Here is a 21280-nt window from a genome sequence, read left to right as displayed (position 1 = left end):
CGGGTCGTTAGCTCAGTTGGTAGAGCAGTTGACTTTTAATCAATTGGTCGCAGGTTCGAATCCTGCACGACCCACCAATGTAAAAAAGCGCCCTAAAGGCGCTTTTTTGCTATCTGCGACATAGCACATCCCCATTGCAGCCAGACCGCTTGTTTTACTCAAGCTCACGCCTTCTTTGCCGATACCTCTATTTTATGGCGAAAAGGATCTCAATATGACAACTCTTAAGCCCGTTTCTCTGTCGGCGATGGAAATCGGCAGCGTAGATAACAGCTCCGGCGGAAACGACATTGCTTCTCAAATCACCCGTCTGACCAAACAGATAACGAAAGTCACTCAGCAGCTCAAAGAAGTGGCCATGGGTGATGCCACAGCAGAAGAAAAGCAAAAGCAGCAAGAATTACTCGAATCTCAGCTGGCTATGTTGCAGGCACAGCTGGCGCAATTGCAGCGTCAGCAGGCCGAAGAGGCGATGCCAAAGCAGGAAAAAGGTGAGGCAGTCGCGGAAGGCATCAATAAGCCCTCCGCAGAACATAAGATTAATATCTACATCTGATTATTGGTTTCGTTAAAAAGTGGATCGCGTGTGCGGGCCTCCATCAAACGTTCGGCCTGCATACGCACCACATCCCAGCAGGCATGCGCCGCGCCGGAAAGAGACCTGTTTTTACGGCGTACCAGCATCAGCTGGCGTTCGACACAGGGTACGAAACGCTTCACGGTTAAACGACTCCCCTGCGGCAGTGGCAGCGCCAGCGCCGGCAGAACGCTGATGCCAATCCCCGCTTCGACCATGGGGAACAGCGTGGCAGGATGCCCGATCTCCTGCACAATGGTTGCCTTAACACCCTGCGCGGTCAGTGCGGCATCTATCAGCGGGCGGCTGCCTGATGCATAATCCTGTAACACCAGGTTTGCCCCCTGCAAGGCCTGCCAGGCCACCTGCGGCAGCGATGCCAGAGGATCATCATCGCGGCAGAGCAATAAAAAGGGCTCCGAGAGTACCACTTCACATTCCAGGTCGCTTACCGCTCCGGGATCAATAACGATGCCAAAATCCACATCCCCCTGACGGATACTCTCAAGTACCCACTGCTGCGGCCTGTCATGCAAAACAAAATCAATATCCGGATAGCGGTGATTACTTTCAGCGATGCACTGGGGAATAAGATGCGCCGAAATCGTCTGGCTCGCCGCCACTCTCACGGTGCCGGAAAGCTGTTGTCCGAGCCGGCCGACATCCCTGAGCGTACTGTTCAGTTCATCCAGCAGCCTCTCCAGACGCATTGCCAGCTGCTGTCCCGCTTCGGTGAGCACCACTTCTCGCGTCGTGCGGTCGAGCAGCTTCACGCCCGTTTGCGTTTCAAGCTCCTTAACGCTATGGCTCACCGCCGACTGGCTGAGGCCAATGATCTCCCCTGCCCGGCTAAAGCTGCGGGCCTGTGCGACGGTGACGAAAACGCGAAGCTGACGTAACGAATAATTCATCTGTTTAATTCATGAATGGATGCAATAAATCAATTTTATTTCTCAAAGGGAAGAAAGCACAATAGCGGCATCTGTTTTCAGGAGTGATTATGAAACTTTTTCGTATCCTTGATCCGTTTACGCTGACCCTGATTGGTGTCGTCTTGCTGGCCTCGTTCTTCCCGGCGCGGGGCAGTTTCGTTCCGGTTATTGAAGGACTGACCACGGCAGCCATTGCCCTGCTGTTCTTTATGCATGGCGCCAAACTCTCCCGGGAAGCCATTATTGCAGGCGGTAGCCACTGGCGACTGCATCTGTGGGTAATGTGCAGCACTTTTATCCTCTTCCCGGTTCTGGGCGTGCTGTTCGCCTGGTGGGCGCCGGTGAATGTCGATCCGGCGCTGTATACCGGTTTCCTTTATCTGTGCATTTTGCCGGCCACCGTGCAGTCTGCAATTGCCTTTACCTCGCTGGCGGGCGGTAACGTCGCGGCGGCGGTTTGTTCTGCTTCCGCTTCCAGCCTGCTCGGGATCTTTGTTTCACCGCTGCTGGTCGGTCTGCTGATGAACATGCACGGGGCGGAAGGCAATCTGGAGCAGGTGGGTAAAATTTGTCTGCAACTGCTGCTGCCGTTTGTGCTCGGACACTTATCCCGTCCCTGGATTGGGGAGTTTGTGGCGAAACATAAAAAATGGATCGGGAAAACGGACCAAAGCTCCATTCTGCTGGTGGTTTACACGGCCTTCAGCGAAGCCGTGGTGAACGGCATCTGGCACAGGGTGGGTGCTGGATCGCTGCTGTTTATTGTGGTGGTAAGCATCGTTCTGCTGGCCATTGTCATCGCGGTTAACGTCTTTGTGGCCCGCAAATGCGGCTTCAACAAGGCCGATGAAATCACCATTGTATTTTGCGGATCGAAAAAGAGCCTCGCCAACGGGATCCCGATGGCCAATATCCTGTTCCCGACGTCTGTCATTGGGATGATGGTGTTGCCGCTGATGATTTTCCATCAGATCCAGCTGATGGTGTGTGCGATACTGGCGCGGCGTTACAAGGCGCAGACTGAAAAGCTGGCGCAGGAAGAGACCCACGCCGCGAAAGTTTAAGGACGTTTCAGGGGCTGAACCAGCTGGGTCAGCCCCTCTGTTTTGATCAGTAACGTGATAGCCATCAGCTCGCCCAGACGCCCGGCGGGGAACTCATCCTTACGGGCAAACCACAGCAGATACTCTTCCGGTAAATCAATCAGCCTGCGACCCTTATATTTACCGAACGGCATCTCCGTATTGGCGATCTCAACGAGCTGCTCTTTTTCCACGTCACTCTCCTAACAGGCGCATCATTTCCGCTTCGTCGATTACCTCGATGCCAAGCTCCTGCGCTTTTGCCAGCTTCGAACCGGCCGCTTCCCCGGCAATCACCAGGTCGGTTTTCTTTGACACGCTTCCTGCCACTTTTGCCCCCAGCGCCACCAGGCGCGCTTTCGCATCATCGCGCGAGAGCTGGCTCAGGCTGCCGGTCAGCACCACCGTTTTACCGGCAAACGGGCTGTCGATCTCTTCGGCATTAACCACTACCGGTGCGGGCCAGTGAATGCCCTGTTCCAGTAATTTACCGATCACTTCACGGTTGCTCTCTTCGGCGAAGAAGTTGAAAACGTGGGTGGCGACCACAATGCCGACATCAGGAACTTTCTGTAGCTCGTCGATGGTGGCTTTCTCCAGCGCGTCCAGCGTGCCGAAATACGCCGCCAGCCCTGCCGCCGTCGCCTCTCCGACTTCACGAATGCCGAGCGCGTAAAGGAAACGGGCAAAGGTGGTGTTTTTGGCCGCCTCGAGCGCGTTAACGATGTTCTGGGCAGATTTCGGTCCCATACGCTCAAGACCGGTCAGCTTACCTGCCGTCAGGGTAAAGAGGTCCGCAGGCGTATGGACGTACTCTTTCTCAACTAGCTGGTCGATAATCTTGTCACCCATTCCGTCCACGTCCATCGCCCGGCGGGAGACGAAGTGCTTCAGGGACTCTTTACGCTGCGCGCCGCAGATTAACCCGCCCGTACAGCGCGTTACCGCTTCACCTTCCACGCGCTCAACGTCAGAACCACATACCGGACAGTGGGCTGGAAACTCGATGGCACGGGTGTCGGCAGGACGTTCAGACTCCACAACGTTAACCACCTGTGGGATCACATCACCCGCGCGGCGAATCACCACTTTGTCACCAATTCGCAGCCCCAGACGCGCAATTTCATCGGCGTTATGCAGCGTGGCGTTACTTACCAGCACGCCAGCCACCTGCACAGGCTCCAGACGCGCCACAGGCGTAATGGCCCCCGTACGTCCGACCTGAAACTCCACGTCGCGAACGAAGGTCATCTGCTCTTGCGCCGGAAACTTAAAGGCCACCGCCCAGCGTGGCGCACGGGCCACAAATCCCAACTGTTCCTGCAACGCCAGCGAATTAGCCTTGATCACCACGCCGTCAATATCAAACCCGAGCGTGGGACGAGCTTCTTCAACCTTGTGATAGAACGCCAGCACCGCCTCCGGAGAGTCGCAGAGCTGCACACGGTTGCTTACCGGTAATCCCCACTCTTTGAACTGCATTAAACGCCCCAGGTGGGTATCTGGCAGATCACCGCCTTCCAGGATCCCGACGCCGTAGCAGAAGAAAGTAAGCGGTCGCTTCGCGGTGATACGCGGATCGAGCTGACGCAGCGAACCTGCCGCCGCGTTACGCGGGTTAGCAAACACTTTCCCGCCGGTACGACGCGCTTCTTCGTTGATCTTCTCGAAGCCCGCCTGCGGAAGGAACACTTCCCCGCGCACTTCCAGCCGGGCGGGAATGTTATCGCCACGCAGTTTCAGCGGGATCGCACGAATAGTGCGCACATTGGTGGTGATGTCTTCCCCGGTAGTGCCGTCGCCGCGCGTTGCGGCACGCACCATCACGCCGTTCTCATAAAGAATACTGACGGCCAGACCATCCAGCTTTAGCTCGCAGCACCAGCTCAGATTGTCGACGCTCTTCAGGCGATCCTGCACGCGCTTGTTGAAAGCCAGAAAACTCTCTTCATCAAACACGTTATCCAGCGACAGCATCGGCACTTCGTGGCGCACCTGGCTGAAAGCGCCCAGCGGTTCCGCACCGACGCGCTGCGTTGGAGAATCGGGCGTAATCAGTTCGGGGTGCTGCGCTTCCAGCTCGCGCAGTTCACGCATCAGGCGGTCATACTCCGCATCCGGCACTTCCGGTGCGTCCATAACATGATAGAGATATTCATGATGGCGAAGCGTGGTTCGCAGTTCAGTAAGTTGTTGTTCGATTGAGTCCATATCGCACCATCAATGAGAAAAACCCCCGACAGGCGGGGGTTGAGGAGGAGTTAAGTTAACGCGACGATTACGCGTTCGCTTCCTTAACTTCGCGGATGCGGTCCTGATACTCGCGCAGTTTCTGCGGCGTCATCATTCGACGCTGATCGTCGAGCACCACACCGCCCACTTCGTCGGCGATGTGCTGAGCGGACTGTAGCATCAGCTTAAAGTTTTGCAGCTCGTCACCGTAGGACGGCACCTGCATAAAGATCGTAACGCCTGGCGTGACGAAATCACCGGTCATTTCCGGGTCAAACGTGCCTGGATTGACCATATTGGCCAGGCTGAACAGCGCCGGACCGCTGCCGTCAGGACTCAGGTGGCGATGGAAAATATTCATGTCGCCGAACTTGAAGCCTGCCTGTTGGATGCTGTTAAGCAGCACATCACCGTTCAGATGGGTGCCATGATGAGCAGCCACGTTCATAATGATCACCGCTTCTTTACGCTGCGGCTTTTCAACAACCGGTTCTGGCTCTGCAACCGGCTCTGGCTCAGCGCGCGGGGCGGGCTGTGGCGCAGGCGGTTCAGGCTGCGGCTGCGGTTGTTGTACCGGCTGCGGCTGCTGAACAGGCTGTGGCTGATGCACTGGCTGCGGCTGCTGAACAGGCTGTGGCTGATGCACTGGCTGTGCAGGCTGTTGGACAGGTTGCGGCTGTACAGGCTGTGGCGCAACGGGCTGCTGTTGCACAGGCTGGTGCGGCGGATGACGAACAGGTTCTTCCACTGGCGGCGGCGCTGGCTGGCGCGGCTGGGCAGAGGCATACGGTGGTTGATACTGGTGCTGCGGAGCGCGGGGGGCTTCATGCTCTCCATGCGCTGCGCCGGGCGCAGTATTGACCCGATGAACACGAACTTCACCCACGCCGTCGTCGTCAAGACCGTCGATGTCGTCTTCAACGTCATCGTCGTCACGACTGGACTTCATGCGCTTCAGTGGACGATCGCGAAACATAGAGGAACGCTCTTTACGGCTGGTCCAGAAACCATGTACCAGTAAAGCGATTATGGCGATCGCGCCAACAATGATTAATATCAGACGCAAATCCTGCATCATTATATTCTCTGTTGTTCTAACACCTTGCCACCACGGCAAACATTTACTCACTAAGAGTATTTGCCGTTTACGTCAAGTGCAAGTGTATGCAGAGCATTCACAGCATAAAGATGAACTAAATCGTGCTTTTTGCTGGTTTTTCGAACATTTCCGAACTGGTCATTGGCCCGTAACTGGATAATATAGGCGGGCAATTCCACTGGTTGTGTAAAAAGGAGTACAGCCTGGTATGGTTTCAACATCTTCTTCTGCCCCACGCAGCGGGGTCTGGTACTTTTCTCAGGGCTGGAAACTGGTCTCCCTGCCGGGCATTCGACGCTTCGTTATTTTGCCGTTACTGATCAACATTATTCTGATGGGCGGGGCCTTCTGGTGGCTGTTCACCAGACTGGAAACGTGGATCCCTTCCCTGATGAGCTATGTGCCGGACTGGTTACAGTGGCTAGACTACCTGCTCTGGCCGATTGCGGTTATCTCCGTGCTGCTGGTTTTCGGCTATTTCTTTTCGACGATAGCAAACTGGATAGCCGCGCCGTTCAACGGTCTGCTGGCCGAACAGCTTGAAGCGCGCCTGACCGGTGCGACGCCACCTGACACGGGCGTATTGGGGCTCGTGAAAGATCTCCCCCGCATCATGAAGCGTGAATGGCAGAAGTTCGCCTGGTACCTGCCGCGGGCGATTGTGCTGCTTATCCTTTATTTTGTACCCGGGATTGGCCAGACGGTCGCGCCCGTGCTGTGGTTCCTGTACAGCGCCTGGATGCTCGCTATCCAGTACTGTGATTATCCGTTCGATAACCACAAAGTGCCGTTTAAAGAGATGCGCACTGCCCTGCGCACTCAGAAGGTTGCCAATATGCAGTTTGGCGCGCTGACCAGCCTGTTCACCATGATCCCTTTCCTGAATTTGTTCATCATGCCCGTTGCCGTATGCGGCGCGACGGCGATGTGGGTGGACTGCTACCGCGCTAAGCACGCGTTATGGAAGTAATGCAAAAATGTGTAAAAGAGGGGTGGCTTATGCCGCCCCTTATTCCATACTGATCCCCATTATTTCCTTGCAGCATATAGATATGCGATTTCCTTACTTCCCCATACCTGTTCAACAGGTATGCTGGGTCGGTATCCCAATTTCATACAGTTAAGGACAGGCCATGAGTAAGATTTATGAAGACAACTCGCTGACTATCGGTCATACGCCCCTGGTTCGACTGAACCGTATCGGTAATGGACGCATTCTGGCGAAGGTCGAATCTCGTAACCCAAGCTTCAGCGTTAAATGCCGTATCGGTGCGAATATGATTTGGGATGCTGAAAAGCGTGGCGTGCTGAAACCTGGCGTTGAGCTGGTTGAACCCACCAGCGGCAATACGGGTATCGCTCTGGCCTATGTTGCGGCGGCGCGTGGCTATAAGCTGACGCTGACTATGCCTGAAACCATGAGCATTGAGCGTCGTAAGCTGCTGAAAGCGCTGGGTGCGAACCTGGTCCTGACCGAAGGCGCGAAAGGCATGAAGGGCGCGATTCAGAAGGCCGAAGAAATCGTCGCCAGCGATCCTGCAAAATATCTGCTGCTCCAGCAGTTCAGCAACCCGGCCAACCCGGAAATTCATGAGAAAACCACCGGCCCGGAAATCTGGGAAGATACCGACGGTCAGGTTGATGTGTTTATCTCCGGCGTAGGCACCGGCGGTACGCTGACCGGGGTGTCTCGCTATATTAAAGGCACGAAAGGTAAAAAAGATCTGATTACCGTTGCCGTTGAGCCAACCGACTCGCCGGTTATCGCTCAGGCGCTGGCAGGCGAAGAGATCAAACCAGGTCCGCACAAAATCCAGGGTATCGGGGCTGGCTTTATTCCAGGCAACCTCGATCTGAAGCTGATCGATAAAGTGGTCGCCATCACCAATGAAGAAGCCATCTCTACGGCGCGTCGCCTGATGGACGAGGAAGGCATTCTGGCGGGTATCTCTTCCGGTGCGGCGGTTGCGGCAGCGCTCAAACTGCTGGAAGACGAAACCTTTACCAATAAGAACATTGTGGTTATCCTACCGTCTTCGGGTGAGCGTTACTTAAGCACAGCACTGTTTGCCGATCTCTTCACAGAGAAAGAACTGCAACAGTGATGCCAGCATGTTAAAAACGCGTAAAAAAGCACCTTTTCAGGTGCTTTTTTGTGGCCTGCTTCAAAGTTTTACCCCTCCTGGCATTGCTTCACCCCGTTGGGTCTGGTATTTAAACCAGCAATTATTTTGATGCGCGAAATTAATCGGTGAACGAAATAGCGCTGCTGAATCGATTTTATGATTTGGTTCAAGTCTTGCTTTCACTGCATAATGTTTAATGACGATTGAAACGTCAGCGCTAACTATACAGGCTAAAGTTAAGTCGCCAGGCTAGACTTTAGTTCCACAACACTAAACCTATAAGTTGGGGAAATACAATGTTCCAGCAAGAAGTTACCATTACCGCTCCGAACGGTCTGCACACCCGCCCTGCTGCTCAGTTTGTTAAAGAAGCGAAAGGCTTCACTTCTGAAATCACTGTGACTTCCAACGGCAAAAGCGCTAGCGCAAAAAGCCTGTTCAAGCTGCAAACTCTGGGCCTGACTCAGGGTACCGTTGTTACCATCTCCGCTGAAGGTGAAGACGAGCAGAAAGCAGTTGAGCATCTGGTTAAGCTGATGGCTGAACTCGAGTAAGTTTACCGGGTTCTTTTCAATATCAGTCACAAGTAAGGTAGGGTTATGATTTCAGGCATTTTAGCATCCCCGGGTATCGCTTTCGGCAAAGCATTGCTGCTGAAAGAAGACGAAATCGTCATTGACCGGAAAAAAATTTCTGCCGACAAGGTTGATCAGGAAGTTGAACGTTTTCTGAGCGGTCGTGCCAAGGCATCTGCGCAACTGGAAGCGATTAAAACTAAAGCTGGCGAAACTTTCGGTGAAGAAAAAGAAGCCATCTTCGAAGGGCACATTATGCTGCTCGAAGATGAGGAGCTGGAGCAGGAAATCATAGCCCTGATTAAAGATAAAGGCATGACGGCCGACGCGGCTGCGCATGAAGTTATCGAAGGTCAGGCATCTGCCCTGGAAGAGCTGGACGATGAATACCTGAAAGAGCGTGCGGCTGACGTACGTGACATCGGTAAGCGCCTGCTGCGCAATATCCTGGGTCTGGCCATCATCGATCTGAGCGCGATTCAGGACGAAGTTATCCTAGTTGCCGCTGACCTGACCCCGTCTGAAACCGCACAGCTGAACCTGAACAAGGTGCTGGGTTTCATTACTGACGCAGGTGGACGTACCTCCCACACCTCAATCATGGCGCGTTCTCTGGAGCTGCCAGCCATCGTGGGTACCGGTAGCGTTACCTCTCAGGTTAAAAACGACGACTATCTGATTCTGGATGCCGTAAACAACGTGGTTTACGTCAACCCAACTAACGATGTGATCGAGCAACTGCGCGCCGTTCAGGAGCAGGTTGCTACCGAGAAAGCGGAACTCGCTAAACTGAAAGATCTGCCAGCCATCACGCTGGACGGCCATCAGGTTGAAGTGTGCGCTAACATCGGTACCGTACGTGACGTTGACGGCGCTGAGCGCAACGGCGCGGAAGGTGTGGGTCTGTATCGTACTGAATTCCTGTTCATGGATCGCGACGCTCTGCCAACGGAAGAAGAGCAGTTTGCAGCGTACAAAGCGGTTGCGGAAGCGTGCGGCTCGCAGGCGGTTATCGTCCGTACCATGGACATCGGTGGCGACAAAGAGCTGCCGTACATGAACTTCCCGAAAGAAGAGAACCCGTTCCTGGGCTGGCGTGCCGTGCGTATCGCCATGGATCGCAAAGAGATCCTGCGTGACCAGGTTCGCGCTATTCTGCGTGCCTCCGCTTTCGGTAAACTGCGCATCATGTTCCCGATGATCATCTCTGTTGAAGAAGTGCGTGCACTGAAGAAAGAGATCGAAATCTACAAACAGGAACTGCGCGACGAAGGTAAAGCATTTGACGAATCCATTGAGATCGGCGTGATGGTGGAAACACCGGCAGCCGCGACCATTGCGCGTCATTTAGCCAAAGAAGTTGATTTCTTTAGTATCGGTACCAATGATTTAACGCAGTACACCCTGGCAGTTGACCGTGGTAATGATATGATTTCACATCTCTACCAGCCAATGTCACCGTCCGTACTGAATTTGATCAAGCAAGTTATTGATGCTTCTCATGCAGAAGGTAAATGGACTGGCATGTGTGGTGAGCTTGCAGGCGACGAACGTGCTACACTTCTGTTGCTGGGTATGGGTCTGGACGAATTCTCTATGAGCGCCATTTCCATCCCGCGCATTAAGAAGATTATCCGTAACACGAACTTCGAAGATGCGAAGGTGTTAGCAGAGCAGGCTCTTGCTCAACCGACAACGGACGAGTTAATGACGCTGGTTAACAAGTTCATTGAAGAAAAAACAATCTGCTAATCCACGAGATGCGGCCCAATTTACTGCTTAGGAGAAGATCATGGGTTTGTTCGATAAACTGAAATCTCTGGTTTCTGATGACAAGAAAGACTCCGGAACTATTGAGATTGTTGCTCCGCTCTCCGGCGAGATCGTCAACATCGAAGACGTGCCGGATGTAGTGTTTGCTGAGAAAATCGTTGGTGATGGCATTGCTATCAAACCAACTGGCAACAAAATGGTTGCTCCAGTTGACGGCACCATCGGTAAAATTTTTGAAACCAACCATGCGTTCTCTATCGAATCCGATAGCGGTATCGAACTGTTCGTTCACTTCGGTATCGACACCGTTGAACTGAAAGGCGAAGGCTTCAAACGTATCGCGGAAGAAGGCCAGCGTGTTAAAGTTGGCGACCCGGTAATTGAATTCGATCTGCCACTGCTGGAAGAAAAAGCCAAGTCTACCCTGACGCCGGTTGTTATCTCCAACATGGACGAAATTAAAGAACTGATCAAACTGTCTGGCAGCGTTACCGTGGGTGAAACCCCGGTTATCCGCATCAAGAAGTAATTCTTGCCGCACGGTAAAATGGCGCCTTCGGGCGCCATTTTTGTTTATGCAGGCAGGATAAGCTCGTCATAGCCTTTCGACTGCGTATAGATCATCACGTCAGTCACCCTGTCGCCCGCCATGCGAATGGCGTCGGCCACGGTTTTACCCCCGACGATACCGCTCACCAGCTCCGAACAGAACAGATCCCCCGTCCCTTTCAGATCCGTCTCTACGCGCGGGTGCGCGCTAACGGTAACACCTTTTTCGCTCACCAGCACGACGTGGATATTCTGCGGATCGTCAGCCACTGGCGCACTAGTGATAGCCACCCATTTCAGCGAGTTGGACAGCAGCCCCTGCGCGGCGGCAATGGCGCTCTCCGGCGTACGGCACGGTTTGCCGCTCAGCACTTCCAGTTCATACACGTTGGGCGTAATGCCCTGGGCCAGCGGGAGCAGATGTTCACGGTAGGCTTCAGGAATATCCGGCTTCACGTACATCCCGCTGTCGATATCCCCGATTACCGGGTCAACCAGCACCAGCAGATCGGGATGTTGCACTTTGATCGCCTTCAGCCACTGCGCCAGCAGCACGATCTGGCTGGCACTGCCCATATACCCGGTTGTCACCGCTTTTAACTCGCGTAAAATCTCACGCTCTTCCAGCGCCTTCAGGTAGCCGCTGAACCACTCGTCCGGGATCACCCCGCCGTAGAAGGTGTCGTAGTGTGGCGTATTGCTGAACAGCACCGTCGGCACGGCGGTAACGTTCAGCCGGTGGGTGCGAATATTCGGCACCGCGATGCTGTTTCCCACGCTGCCGTACACCACCTGCGACTGTACGGCGACAATATCGGTTTGCTGCGCCCGGGTGTTATCCCGGAATAAAATCATCTCCATGACGCTTAAATCCCCGCCCCCTGCGAATAACTCTCTTCACCAAAGACGCCGGTAGACAGGTAACGGTCGCCGCGATCGCAAATAATCGCTACGACCACCGCTCCCGGCGTGGACTCAGCCACCCGGATCGCGCCCGCTACGGCACCGCCAGAGCTGACGCCGCAGAAGATGCCTTCACGTACGGCCAGCTCACGCATGGTATTTTCCGCCTCGCGCTGATGAATATCCAGCACCTGGTCCACAAGCTGCGCATTAAAGATGCCCGGCATATACTCCGCCGGCCAGCGGCGGATGCCCGGAATACTGCTCCCCTCTTCCGGTTGCAGGCCGACAATCGTCACTGGCTTATCCTGTTCACGCAGAAAGCGTGACACACCGGTGATCGTGCCCGTGGTCCCCATGCTGGAGACAAAGTGGGTGATGCGCCCGTCGGTTTGCTGCCAGATTTCCGGGCCGGTGGTGGTGTAGTGCGCGTACGGGTTGTCCGGGTTATTAAACTGGTCGAGCAGCTTGCCTTCCCCGCGCTCCGCCATCGCTAACGCTAAATCTCGCGCCCCTTCCATCCCCTGCTCTTTGCTCACCAGAATCAGCTCGGCCCCGTAGGCACGCATGGCGGCACGGCGCTCCTGGCTCATGTTATCCGGCATCAGCAGCTTCATACGATAGCCTTTCAGGGCGGCTATCATCGCCAGTGCGATACCGGTGTTACCGCTGGTGGCTTCGATCAGCACATCGCCGGGCTTTATCTCGCCGCGCTTTTCGGCCTGAACAATCATCGACAGCGCCGCCCGGTCTTTCACCGACCCCGCCGGGTTATTGCCTTCAAGTTTGACCCAGATTTCGCTGCCGTTGTCACACCCCATGCGCTGAAGTTTGACCAGAGGGGTGTTGCCGATGGTGTGTTCGAGTGTATTCACGATTTTTACTCAATAAAAAGCCCGGTAAGCATCACGCCACCGGGCGAAAAACATACTCAATAACCTATCAGGCTGACACCGCCAGAGCAATATCCTCGCGCGTCTCGATGCGCTCGTTGCCGTGATAAATGCGCGCGTGTTGCAGCCCCACAAACAGGCGTTCCCCCCGGTGCGGCGGCTCGTCGTCACGCATAACCACGGTCAGCGGCTCGGTGTACCAGCCCAGGGGCTGTACCACCAATTGGGTGTAGTGGCCTTTAGGGCTAGCTTCCAGCACCTGCACCGGAAGCGGTGAATCCAGGCTGGTACGGCGGCTGACGTCCACTTCCCACGGACGCAGGAACAGATCCACCGGCCCCTGATGCGCGGAGGTATACCCCAGCGGCCAGCGGTGCGCGCCAACGTGGAACTGACCGCCGCGAATGGTGCCCTGAAGGCGGTTTACTTCTCCCATAAACTCCAGCACAAAGCGGGTCGCCGGTTCACGCCAGAGCTGCTCTGGCTCGTCAACCTGCTCAATGTTGCCCTGACTCATTACTACCACGCGGTCGGCCACTTCCATCGCCTCTTCCTGATCGTGGGTCACGAAAACGCTGGTGAACTGGAGTTCCTCATGCAGCTGACGCAGCCAACGGCGCAGCTCTTTACGCACCTGCGCATCCAGCGCGCCAAACGGTTCGTCCAGTAGCAGGATTTGCGGTTCAACGGCTAACGCACGCGCCAGCGCCACGCGCTGCTTCTGCCCGCCGGAAAGCTGAGCCGGGAAGCGGTCCGCCAGATGTGCAAGCTGCACCATCTCCAGCAGTTTGGTCACTTTCGCTTTGATGGCGGCGGCATCTGGACGTTCACGACGCGGCAGCACGGTCAGGCCAAACGCAATGTTGTCAAATACCGTCATGTGGCGGAACAGCGCGTAATGCTGGAATACAAAGCCCACTTTACGGTCGCGGGCATGCAGGCGGCTCACGTCCGTACCGTGGAAGCGGATATGTCCGCTGGTCTGGTGCTCAAGCCCGGCGATAATACGCAGCAGCGTGGTTTTACCGGAGCCAGACGGCCCCAGCAGCGCCACCATTTGTCCGGAAGGGATATCCAGCGAGATATCATTCAGCACCTGGGTGCGACCAAAAGACTTCTTAATATTGGCAATCTCAATGCTCATGATTTCCCTCCTGATGCTGACGTTTTTCCTGATTCTCTAAACGCCACTGCACCACACTCTTCAAAAACAGGGTCAAAATGGCCATCAGCGTCAGCAACGCTGCGGCCGTAAAGGAACCGACGGTGTTGTAGTCCTGTTCCAGTAATTCAATCTGTAACGGCAGCGACAGGGTTTCGCCGCGAATCGAGCCGGATACTACCGACACCGCGCCAAACTCACCGATCGCACGGGCGTTGGTCAGCACCACGCCGTAAAGCAGTGCCCAGCGGATATTCGGCAGCGTGACGCGGCGGAACATCTGCCAGCCGGAAGCGCCGAGCAGCACCGCGGCTTCATCTTCATGGCTGCCCTGGCTGAGCATCACTGGCACCAGCTCGCGCACCACGAACGGACAGGTGACAAAGACGGTCACCAGCACCATCCCCGGCCAGGCGAACATGATTTGCAGGTCGTGTTCATCCAGCCAGCCGCCCAGCGGGCCATTGGAGCCGTAGAAGAGCAGATAAACCAGACCCGCCACCACAGGAGACACCGCAAACGGGATATCCAGCAGGGTCAGCAGCAGCTGACGCCCCGGGAAGTTAAAGCGCGTTACCAGCCAGGCCAGCAATACGCCAAACACCAGATTCACCGGGACAGTGATCAGGGCAATCATCACCGTCAGCCAGATGGCGTGGAGCATGTCCGGATCGGCCAGATTTTGCAGCGCGGGCATAATCCCTTTGCTGAAGGCCTGTACGAAGATGTACACCATCGGCACGACGAGAATGAATGCGGAGACCAGCACGCCGGTACCAATCAGAAACCATTTGCCCCAGTTGATGCGGGGCGCGTCATAGCGCTTCAATTGCGTAACTTCCGCCATCAGTGACCTACCACACGTCGACCAAAGCGACTTTGCAGAGTGTTAATCGAAAACAGTAGCAGCAGCGACGCGGCAAGGATCACCGAGGCAATCGCGCTCGCGGCCGGATAATCAAACTCCTGCAAACGGACAAAAATCATCAGCGAGGTCACTTCGGTTTTCCACGCGATGTTCCCGGCGATAAAAATGACCGCGCCAAATTCACCGAGGCTGCGGGTAAAGGAGAGCGCCACCCCCGCCAGCAAGGCCGGAGAAAGTTCCGGCAGAACAACCTTACGGAAACTCTGCCAGCGCGTGGCGCCCAGGGTTTCCGCGGCCTCTTCGTATTCGGGTCCTAACTCTTCCAGCACCGGCTGCACGGTACGCACCACAAACGGGATGCTGGTAAAGGCCATCGCCACCGCGATACCGAGCCAGGTATAGGTCACTTTGATATCAAACTTCGCCAGCCACTCACCGTAAAAGCCGTTCACGGAAAACAGCGACGCCAGCGTCAAACCGGCCACTGCCGTCGGCAGGGCAAAGGGCAGATCCATCAACGCGTCGAGGAGCGTGCGGCCCGGGAAGCGATAGCGGGTTAAGATCCACGCCATCAGCAGGCCAAACACGCCGTTAAAAATCGAGGCCACGAACGCAGACAGCAGCGTGACCTTATAGGCCGCCACCACCTGAGGGTTGGTGACCACTTCCCAGTACTGGGACCAGCTCATCTCAGCGAGCTGCATCACCAGAGCGCTGAGCGGTAACAATAAAATCAGACAGACGAACAGCAGGCTGGTCCCGAGGCTTAAGGTAAAACCCGGCAGCACACGTCTTGTTGATCCTGCAAACATTACTTACGCCCCGCCGCCAGCAATTTGTCTAACTCACCGCCGCTGGCAAAATGCGTTTTCATCACCTCAGGCCAGGCGCCGAAATGATCTTCCACGCGGAACAGCTCGGTCTGCGGGAATTTGTCTTTCAGCTTGCTCATCACGTCCGGGTTGTTGACACGGTAGTAGTAGTCGGTGATAACGGTCTGCGCCTGCGGGCTGTACAGATAGTTCAGGTAGGCTTTCGCCGCCTTTTCTGTGCCGTTAGCCTTAACGTTTTTATCCACCCACGCCACCGGGAACTCGGCCAGAATGTTGGTTTTCGGGATAACCACTTCGAAGCCCTGCGCTTCGTACTGTTTACGAATATTGTTCACCTCGGATTCAAAGCTGATCAGCACGTCGCCCAGCCCGCGTTCGGCGAAGGTAGTGGTTGCGCCACGACCGCCGGTATCAAACACCTCGACGTTTTTCAGGAACTGGGTCATAAACTGTTCGGTTTTCGCTTTATCGTTACCGTCAGCTTTGTCCGCCGCGCCCCACGCCGCCAGATAGGTGTAACGTGCGTTGCCGGAGGTTTTCGGATTCGGGAAGATCAGCTTTACGTCTGAACGCACCAGGTCGTTCCAGTCGTGGATGTTCTTCGGGTTGCCCTTGCGCACCAGGAAGCCCATGGTGGAGTAGAACGGCGAACTGTTGTTCGGCAGGCGGCTTTGCCAGTCCGCCGGGATAAGCTTGCCTTTGTCGTGCAGGATCTGCACATCCGTGACCTGGTTGTAGGTCACCACATCGGCTTTCAGCCCCTGCAAAATGGCCAGCGCCTGCTTGGATGAGCCAGCGTGCGACTGTTTGATGGTCAGCTTGTCGCCGTTGTTCTCTTTCGCCCACTGCTGTTCAAATGCGGGATTAAGGGCGGCAAACAGCTCGCGCGAAACATCATAAGAACTGTTCAGCAACTCGGTTGCCTGCGCCTGCGCCACCAACAGTAAACCTGCCAGTGCCAGCGATCCTTTTTTCAGTACAGTAACGGCCATTGCGCACCCTTATAAATGTGATGACTATCTTATAGTCATAATATTTATAACGGAGTCTAAAGGAGTAACGGTTTTATATACCGTTTGGTGATTTAGAAGCAGAAAAGGGAATAAGGGTGCGAGAGAAATTGCCGGGTGGCGCTAACGCTTACCCGGCCTACGAATGGAGAGCGATTTACAGCGCCAGCAGGCGCTCAACGGACGGCGCAAAGTAGTAGCCGCCAGTCACCGGACGGGTGAAGCGCAGCATGGCGTCACGCTTGCCGTCGGTATCGCCAAACATGCTCAGCAGCTGCTGTTCAATGTTGTAGAGGCGCGCGCAGTAAGCGCAGAAGTACAGGCCGTGCGTACCGCTCGCGGTGCCGTACGGCAGGCTCTGGCGAACAATCTTCAGCCCCTTACCGTCTTCTTTAAGGTCAACGCGGGACAGGTGGGACGTGACCGGACGCGCATCGCCGTCAATCTCTCCATTGGCGTCTTTGGTGCGGCCAATCATCATCTCCTGGTCATGCACGCTCATGCGGTTGAGCTGCCTGAGGTTATGCTCCCAGCGCTGGACGAACACGTAGCTGCCGCCCGCGTCAACGCCATCCTTGATTACAGCCACCTCGCGGCGCGTCTCTTCCCCGGCCGGGTTTTCGGTGCCGTCGACGAAGCCGCTCAAATCGCGCTCTTCCACCCAGCGGAAACCGTGGATCTCTTCCTGCACGTCGATGCTGTCACCAAAGGCCTCAATCGCTGCCTGAGCGATGGAGAAGTTCACGTCGTGGCGCAGGGAGAGGATATGGATCAGGACGTCATACTGGGTGGCAGGCGCAAGACCTTTGCCATAAGGAATAAAATCTTTCAGCTCTTCTGCGCCTTCGCCGCCGCTCAGCTGACGCCAGACGGTATTGCCAAAGGCAACCACCGCGCCCAGATGGGCTTCGGGGAATTTGGCCTGGAAGGTGGCCAGTTTATCAACGAAAACTTTGCTGGCCGCGCGCAGGGCATCCACATCCCCTTTGACGTTGGCTTCAATCCAAATCGCCGCGCGGCAATGTTCTGGCAAAATGCCACTCTGAACCTGAGACATCGCTCCTCCTGAAAAAAAGATGCCACGACTGCGTGGCATTGATGGCGGCTATTATACCTGGATTTCAGCGAGGCGGCTTGCTCAGGCGCAAATTACTGCTTCCAGATAATTTTGCTCACTTTCCACTTTTTCAGGGTGTCGTCAGACGGCATTAACCCTTCCGGACCGTTCCAGGTGCCGCTGAATACATAGCTAATGTGCTGGCTGCCGTCGGCCTTACACTCGACCGCCACGCTCTCCTCCGACGGCACACTGGCGCAGTGGCCAAACGCTTTCTGATAGAGTTCGCCAAACGGCGTTCCCACCTTCACGCCACCTGAGGTCGGGATCTCTTCATCCATCACCGCAATGCGGTTGACCGTACCTTTATCGCCGTTGATGACCATTGCCACCTTGTCATCTTTCAACGCTTCGAAATAGCGCACGATGTTGCCGTTCTCGGTTTTCATGCCGCTGCGCAGGCGATAATCACTGCCGATGGCATCCTGAATGGCATCCTGATCCAGCGCCGTCGAGGCGGTAATTTTGCCCACGCCCTGCTCGGTCACTTCCGTTGAGGATCCAAACCAGTTCCACGGATAGGCCGCAGACCAGTTGATGGATGAGAGCGTGGAACAGCCGGTTAACGCCAGCGGGAGAGCGCATAAAAGTAAACGCAGCGATTTCATTGAGACGTCCTTACGTAGTAAATCAACGCTTGTTGGAGTGCAGTATCGGCAAAAAGTGCCGTTTTAATCTGACTCTTGCGTAAAAAAGGCGCGTAAACGGGGATTCGTGACCAGCCACAGCAGCGCGACAATATCCGCCACCACCAGCGCAATCCCGATACCTGATAGCGGCTCGCCGTACAGCCAGAGCACGGGCTGCCAGACCAGGAGCACAACCTGCGCCAGAATCAATAGCCAGCGAAGTGCGCGCCAGAAGCGCGGGAGGAACTGCCGCCGTCCGCTGCACAGGAACGCCAGCACCGCCGGTACACCGGGCAGTAACCCCAGCCAGAACGCATCGTGATCGGGATAAAAGAGATTCAGTAGCGTATCGCCCTGCCCGCGCGACGCGCCAGCCATCACGAACAGCACCCAGGTGCGGGCCTGCAACAGCAAAACGCACCAGAACAAAAAAGGCAGACGCAGACGACCGTGAACGTCGTAGTCGCCAGGGTGGAACTCAGTACTCTTCATCTTCGATCAGGCGCTTACCCAGCGTCAGTACATCCGCATGCTCGTAGCCCAGACGTTCATACATGCCCAGCACCACGTCGTTATCTTCCCGGACCATAATCTGGATTTTCGGGCAGCCACGGGCGATCAGCTTCTTTTCCAGACGGTTAAGCAGCGCGTTGGCGATGCCGCGCGCGCGGTATTCCGGGTGCACGCCCAGATAGTAGGCCGAGCCGCGGTGGCCGTCGTACCCGCCCATCACCGTCCCGACTACTTCGCCGTTGACCTCAGCGACCAGAAACAGACTGACATCGTGATTCACCTTCCGTTCGATGTCCATCTCCGGATCGTTCCACGGACGCAGCAGATCGCAGCGCTCCCAAAGGGTGATCACCTCTTCGAAATCTTCCTGGCGAAAAACGCGTATCTCCATGGTATTAACCGCCTTTTCGGGTTTAAAAACAGTGATTATGGCGTGAACAGGGCATTTAGCCAATAACCGGGGAAAAACTCGCCAAAATTTGGCATAATGTCACTTTGTCACGTATTGAAATGAAAAGTAAAACAATTCTCAATAAGGACTGTCGTAACGGGAAACACGATACGATATAACACCAGGACCCCAATTTTTACAATTCAGGCCGCATGAGCACATTCAAACCATTAAAAGCACTCACATCGCGTCGTCAGGTTCTCAAAGCGGGGCTGGCGGCCTTAACGTTAACGGGCATCGCAAAGCAGGCTCAGGCAAAAGAAGAGAGCACGCTTAAAACCAGTAACGGACACAGCAAGCCGAAAACCAAAAAAGCCGGCGCAAAGCGTCTGGTCATGCTCGATCCAGGCCACGGCGGGATCGACACCGGCGCCATTGGCCGAAACGGTTCGAAAGAAAAACACGTCGTGCTGGCAATTGCAAAAAATGTGCGCGCAATTTTACGCAGCAACGGTATTGACGCCCGCCTGACGCGCACGGGCGACACGTTTATCCCACTGTACGATCGCGTGGAGATTGCCCACAAGCACGGCGCAGACCTGTTTATGTCCATTCACGCGGATGGCTTCACAAACCCTTCCGCCGCAGGCGCCTCGGTGTTCGCTCTCTCCAACCGTGGCGCCAGTAGCGCCATGGCGAAATACCTCTCCGATCGTGAAAACCGGGCGGATGAAGTGGCCGGGAAAAAAGCTACCGACAAAGACCATCTGTTACAGCAGGTTCTGTTTGATCTCGTGCAGACCGATACCATCAAAAACAGCCTGACGCTCGGCTCGCATATCCTTAAACGGATTAAGCCCGTGCACCGTCTGCACAGCAAAAGCACCGAGCAGGCCGCGTTTGTGGTGCTGAAGTCCCCGTCCATACCGTCCGTGCTGGTGGAAACCTCGTTCATTACCAACCCGGAAGAAGAGCGTTTACTCGGCACTAAGGCGTTTCGTCAGAAGATCGCGAACGCCATCGCCTCCGGGGTCATCAGTTATTTCAACTGGTTCGATAATCAAAAAGCGCACTCCAGGAAACGTTGATGAAACCGAATGCACAGCTGGTCAAAACTTTCCTGATGCAGTTACAGGACGCGATTTGCCAGAAACTTTCCGCCGCAGACGGCGGTGAATTCCAGGAAGACACCTGGCAGCGCGAAGCGGGCGGCGGCGGGCGCAGCCGCGTGCTGCGTAACGGCGGTATTTTTGAACAGGCCGGGGTCAACTTCTCCCACGTCCACGGTGATGCAATGCCAGCGTCCGCCACGGCGCATCGGCCTGAACTGGCGGGCCGCAGCTTCGAGGCGATGGGCGTCTCGCTGGTAGTGCATCCGCATAACCCGTTTGTGCCAACCAGCCACGCCAACGTGCGCTTTTTCATCGCGGAAAAACCGGGGGCCGATCCGGTCTGGTGGTTTGGTGGCGGTTTCGACTTAACGCCTTACTATGGCTTCGAAGAGGACGCCGTGCACTGGCACACCACCGCGCGCGACCTCTGCCTGCCGTTTGGCGAAGACGTTTACCCGAAATACAAAAAATGGTGCGATGACTATTTCTATCTGAAGCACCGCGACGAGCAGCGCGGCATCGGCGGACTGTTCTTTGACGATCTCAACACCCCGGATTTTGATACCGCATTCAGCTTTATGCGCGCGGTGGGTGAAGGCTTTACCAACGCCTATATTCCGATTGTCGAACGCCGCAAAGACACCGACTACGGCGTGCGCGAGCGTGAGTTCCAGCTTTACCGCCGCGGGCGCTACGTGGAGTTTAACCTGGTATGGGATCGCGGGACGCTGTTTGGCCTGCAAACCGGTGGGCGCACGGAGTCCATTCTGATGTCGATGCCGCCGCTGGTGCGCTGGGAATACAGCTACGCGCCAAAAGAAGGCAGCCCGGAGGCTGCCTTGAGTGAGTTCCTTAAAGTACGCGACTGGATTTAACTGCCGGATGGCGCTGCGCTTATCCGGCC

23 protein-coding genes and 1 tRNA gene are annotated in these 21280 nt (G+C 55.6%); 10 read left to right on the top strand and 14 right to left on the bottom strand.

Translation table 11 applies throughout. The features are described from left to right. Window position 1: 1 nt before the first annotated feature. Window positions 2-77: transfer RNA gene (locus ACOTX1_RS00680), tRNA-Lys, on the top strand. Window positions 78-214: 137 nt separating this feature from the next. After that, on the top strand, window positions 215-556 hold the full coding sequence (locus ACOTX1_RS00675) for a FlxA-like family protein (protein ID WP_023314607.1): 342 nt from the start codon (window positions 215-217) through the stop codon (window positions 554-556). Here the strand turns inward: ACOTX1_RS00675 and ACOTX1_RS00670 are convergent. Next, on the bottom strand, window positions 547-1488 hold the full coding sequence (locus ACOTX1_RS00670; RefSeq protein ID WP_023314608.1) for a LysR family transcriptional regulator: 942 nt from the start codon (window positions 1486-1488) through the stop codon (window positions 547-549). The genes ACOTX1_RS00675 and ACOTX1_RS00670 overlap by 10 nt on opposite strands. Window positions 1489-1577: 89 nt before the next feature. Here ACOTX1_RS00670 and ACOTX1_RS00665 point away from each other — a divergent pair, with 89 nt between their 5' ends. Further along, window positions 1578-2573, top strand: a complete 996-nt coding sequence (locus ACOTX1_RS00665) for a bile acid:sodium symporter family protein (RefSeq protein ID WP_023314609.1) — start codon at window positions 1578-1580, stop codon at window positions 2571-2573. Here the strand turns inward: ACOTX1_RS00665 and ACOTX1_RS00660 are convergent. From ACOTX1_RS00660 to zipA, 3 genes are all read right to left on the bottom strand, one after another. Further along, window positions 2570-2785 (bottom strand): DUF3820 family protein, encoded by a 216-nt coding sequence (locus ACOTX1_RS00660; protein WP_003861328.1) that lies wholly within the window; start codon window positions 2783-2785, stop codon window positions 2570-2572. The genes ACOTX1_RS00665 and ACOTX1_RS00660 overlap by 4 nt on opposite strands. A gap of 1 nt (window position 2786) precedes the next feature. Continuing rightward, window positions 2787-4802 carry an NAD-dependent DNA ligase LigA gene (ligA, locus tag ACOTX1_RS00655; RefSeq protein ID WP_032634218.1) on the bottom strand — a complete coding sequence of 672 codons (2016 nt, stop codon included), beginning with the start codon at window positions 4800-4802 and terminating at the stop codon, window positions 2787-2789. A gap of 67 nt (window positions 4803-4869) precedes the next feature. Continuing rightward, complete coding sequence (gene zipA / locus ACOTX1_RS00650; protein ID WP_032609784.1) at window positions 4870-5901, bottom strand: cell division protein ZipA; 1032 nt, start codon at window positions 5899-5901, stop codon at window positions 4870-4872. Between the two features lie 229 nt (window positions 5902-6130). On the opposite strand from zipA, the gene cysZ reads away from it, so the two are divergent. The 5 genes from cysZ (at window position 6131) to crr (ending at window position 10925) form a co-directional block, all read left to right on the top strand. Further along, the gene (gene cysZ, locus ACOTX1_RS00645) at window positions 6131-6892 is read left to right on the top strand and encodes a sulfate transporter CysZ (RefSeq protein WP_023314612.1); all 762 of its coding nucleotides are present in this window, start codon (window positions 6131-6133) and stop codon (window positions 6890-6892) included. Window positions 6893-7055: 163 nt separating this feature from the next. Continuing rightward, a complete protein-coding gene (cysK, locus tag ACOTX1_RS00640) occupies window positions 7056-8027 on the top strand; it encodes a cysteine synthase A (RefSeq protein ID WP_006811453.1) in 972 nt (323 codons plus the stop codon). A gap of 317 nt (window positions 8028-8344) precedes the next feature. After that, window positions 8345-8602, top strand: a complete 258-nt coding sequence (gene ptsH, locus ACOTX1_RS00635; RefSeq protein ID WP_000487600.1) for a phosphocarrier protein Hpr — start codon at window positions 8345-8347, stop codon at window positions 8600-8602. 45 nt (window positions 8603-8647) lie between these two features. Next, a complete protein-coding gene (gene ptsI / locus ACOTX1_RS00630) occupies window positions 8648-10375 on the top strand; it encodes a phosphoenolpyruvate-protein phosphotransferase PtsI (protein ID WP_023314613.1) in 1728 nt (575 codons plus the stop codon). Between the two features lie 40 nt (window positions 10376-10415). Next, window positions 10416-10925 carry a PTS glucose transporter subunit IIA gene (gene crr / locus ACOTX1_RS00625; RefSeq protein WP_003861316.1) on the top strand — a complete coding sequence of 170 codons (510 nt, stop codon included), beginning with the start codon at window positions 10416-10418 and terminating at the stop codon, window positions 10923-10925. 44 nt (window positions 10926-10969) lie between these two features. On the opposite strand, the gene pdxK is transcribed toward crr, so the two are convergent. The 10 genes from pdxK to ACOTX1_RS00575 all read right to left on the bottom strand — a co-directional run bounded on the left by pdxK (window position 10970) and on the right by ACOTX1_RS00575 (window position 19264). After that, complete coding sequence (gene pdxK / locus ACOTX1_RS00620) at window positions 10970-11806, bottom strand: pyridoxine/pyridoxal/pyridoxamine kinase (RefSeq protein WP_023314614.1); 837 nt, start codon at window positions 11804-11806, stop codon at window positions 10970-10972. 5 nt (window positions 11807-11811) lie between these two features. Beyond that, window positions 11812-12723, bottom strand: a complete 912-nt coding sequence (gene cysM / locus ACOTX1_RS00615) for a cysteine synthase CysM (protein WP_023314615.1) — start codon at window positions 12721-12723, stop codon at window positions 11812-11814. Window positions 12724-12790: 67 nt separating this feature from the next. Further along, window positions 12791-13885 carry a sulfate/thiosulfate ABC transporter ATP-binding protein CysA gene (gene cysA / locus ACOTX1_RS00610; RefSeq protein ID WP_003861309.1) on the bottom strand — a complete coding sequence of 365 codons (1095 nt, stop codon included), beginning with the start codon at window positions 13883-13885 and terminating at the stop codon, window positions 12791-12793. Beyond that, complete coding sequence (gene cysW, locus ACOTX1_RS00605) at window positions 13875-14750, bottom strand: sulfate/thiosulfate ABC transporter permease CysW (RefSeq protein ID WP_003861305.1); 876 nt, start codon at window positions 14748-14750, stop codon at window positions 13875-13877. The genes cysA and cysW overlap by 11 nt, the downstream gene beginning before the upstream one ends. Continuing rightward, the gene (cysT, locus tag ACOTX1_RS00600) at window positions 14750-15583 is read right to left on the bottom strand and encodes a sulfate/thiosulfate ABC transporter permease CysT (protein ID WP_003861303.1); all 834 of its coding nucleotides are present in this window, start codon (window positions 15581-15583) and stop codon (window positions 14750-14752) included. Before cysT ends, cysW begins: the two co-directional genes overlap by 1 nt. Then, window positions 15583-16596 (bottom strand): sulfate ABC transporter substrate-binding protein, encoded by a 1014-nt coding sequence (locus tag ACOTX1_RS00595; RefSeq protein WP_023314617.1) that lies wholly within the window; start codon window positions 16594-16596, stop codon window positions 15583-15585. The genes cysT and ACOTX1_RS00595 overlap by 1 nt, the downstream gene beginning before the upstream one ends. A gap of 175 nt (window positions 16597-16771) precedes the next feature. Then, window positions 16772-17671, bottom strand: a complete 900-nt coding sequence (locus ACOTX1_RS00590) for a Dyp-type peroxidase (RefSeq protein ID WP_421766812.1) — start codon at window positions 17669-17671, stop codon at window positions 16772-16774. 92 nt (window positions 17672-17763) lie between these two features. Next, window positions 17764-18339: an RpoE-regulated lipoprotein gene (locus tag ACOTX1_RS00585; protein WP_003861296.1), complete on the bottom strand. Its 576-nt coding sequence runs from the start codon at window positions 18337-18339 to the stop codon at window positions 17764-17766. Between the two features lie 63 nt (window positions 18340-18402). After that, on the bottom strand, window positions 18403-18852 hold the full coding sequence (locus ACOTX1_RS00580; RefSeq protein ID WP_023314618.1) for a DUF2919 domain-containing protein: 450 nt from the start codon (window positions 18850-18852) through the stop codon (window positions 18403-18405). Next, entirely contained in the window at window positions 18839-19264 is a 426-nt protein-coding gene (locus ACOTX1_RS00575) for a GNAT family acetyltransferase (RefSeq protein WP_003861292.1), read from the bottom strand. The genes ACOTX1_RS00580 and ACOTX1_RS00575 overlap by 14 nt, the downstream gene beginning before the upstream one ends. Window positions 19265-19476: 212 nt before the next feature. Between ACOTX1_RS00575 and amiA the strand changes: the two genes are divergently transcribed. Further along, on the top strand, window positions 19477-20352 hold the full coding sequence (gene amiA, locus ACOTX1_RS00570; protein ID WP_023314619.1) for an N-acetylmuramoyl-L-alanine amidase AmiA: 876 nt from the start codon (window positions 19477-19479) through the stop codon (window positions 20350-20352). Then, window positions 20352-21251, top strand: a complete 900-nt coding sequence (hemF, locus tag ACOTX1_RS00565; RefSeq protein ID WP_023314620.1) for an oxygen-dependent coproporphyrinogen oxidase — start codon at window positions 20352-20354, stop codon at window positions 21249-21251. The genes amiA and hemF overlap by 1 nt, the downstream gene beginning before the upstream one ends. The last annotated feature ends 29 nt before the right edge of the window (window positions 21252-21280 follow it).

This window comes from Enterobacter cloacae complex sp. IR5401 (genome assembly GCF_049238425.1).
Lineage (GTDB): Bacteria > Pseudomonadota > Gammaproteobacteria > Enterobacterales > Enterobacteriaceae > Enterobacter > Enterobacter hormaechei_C.
Note: the sequence above shows the minus strand (reverse complement) of the source record. Positions and strands in the feature narration are given on the sequence as shown.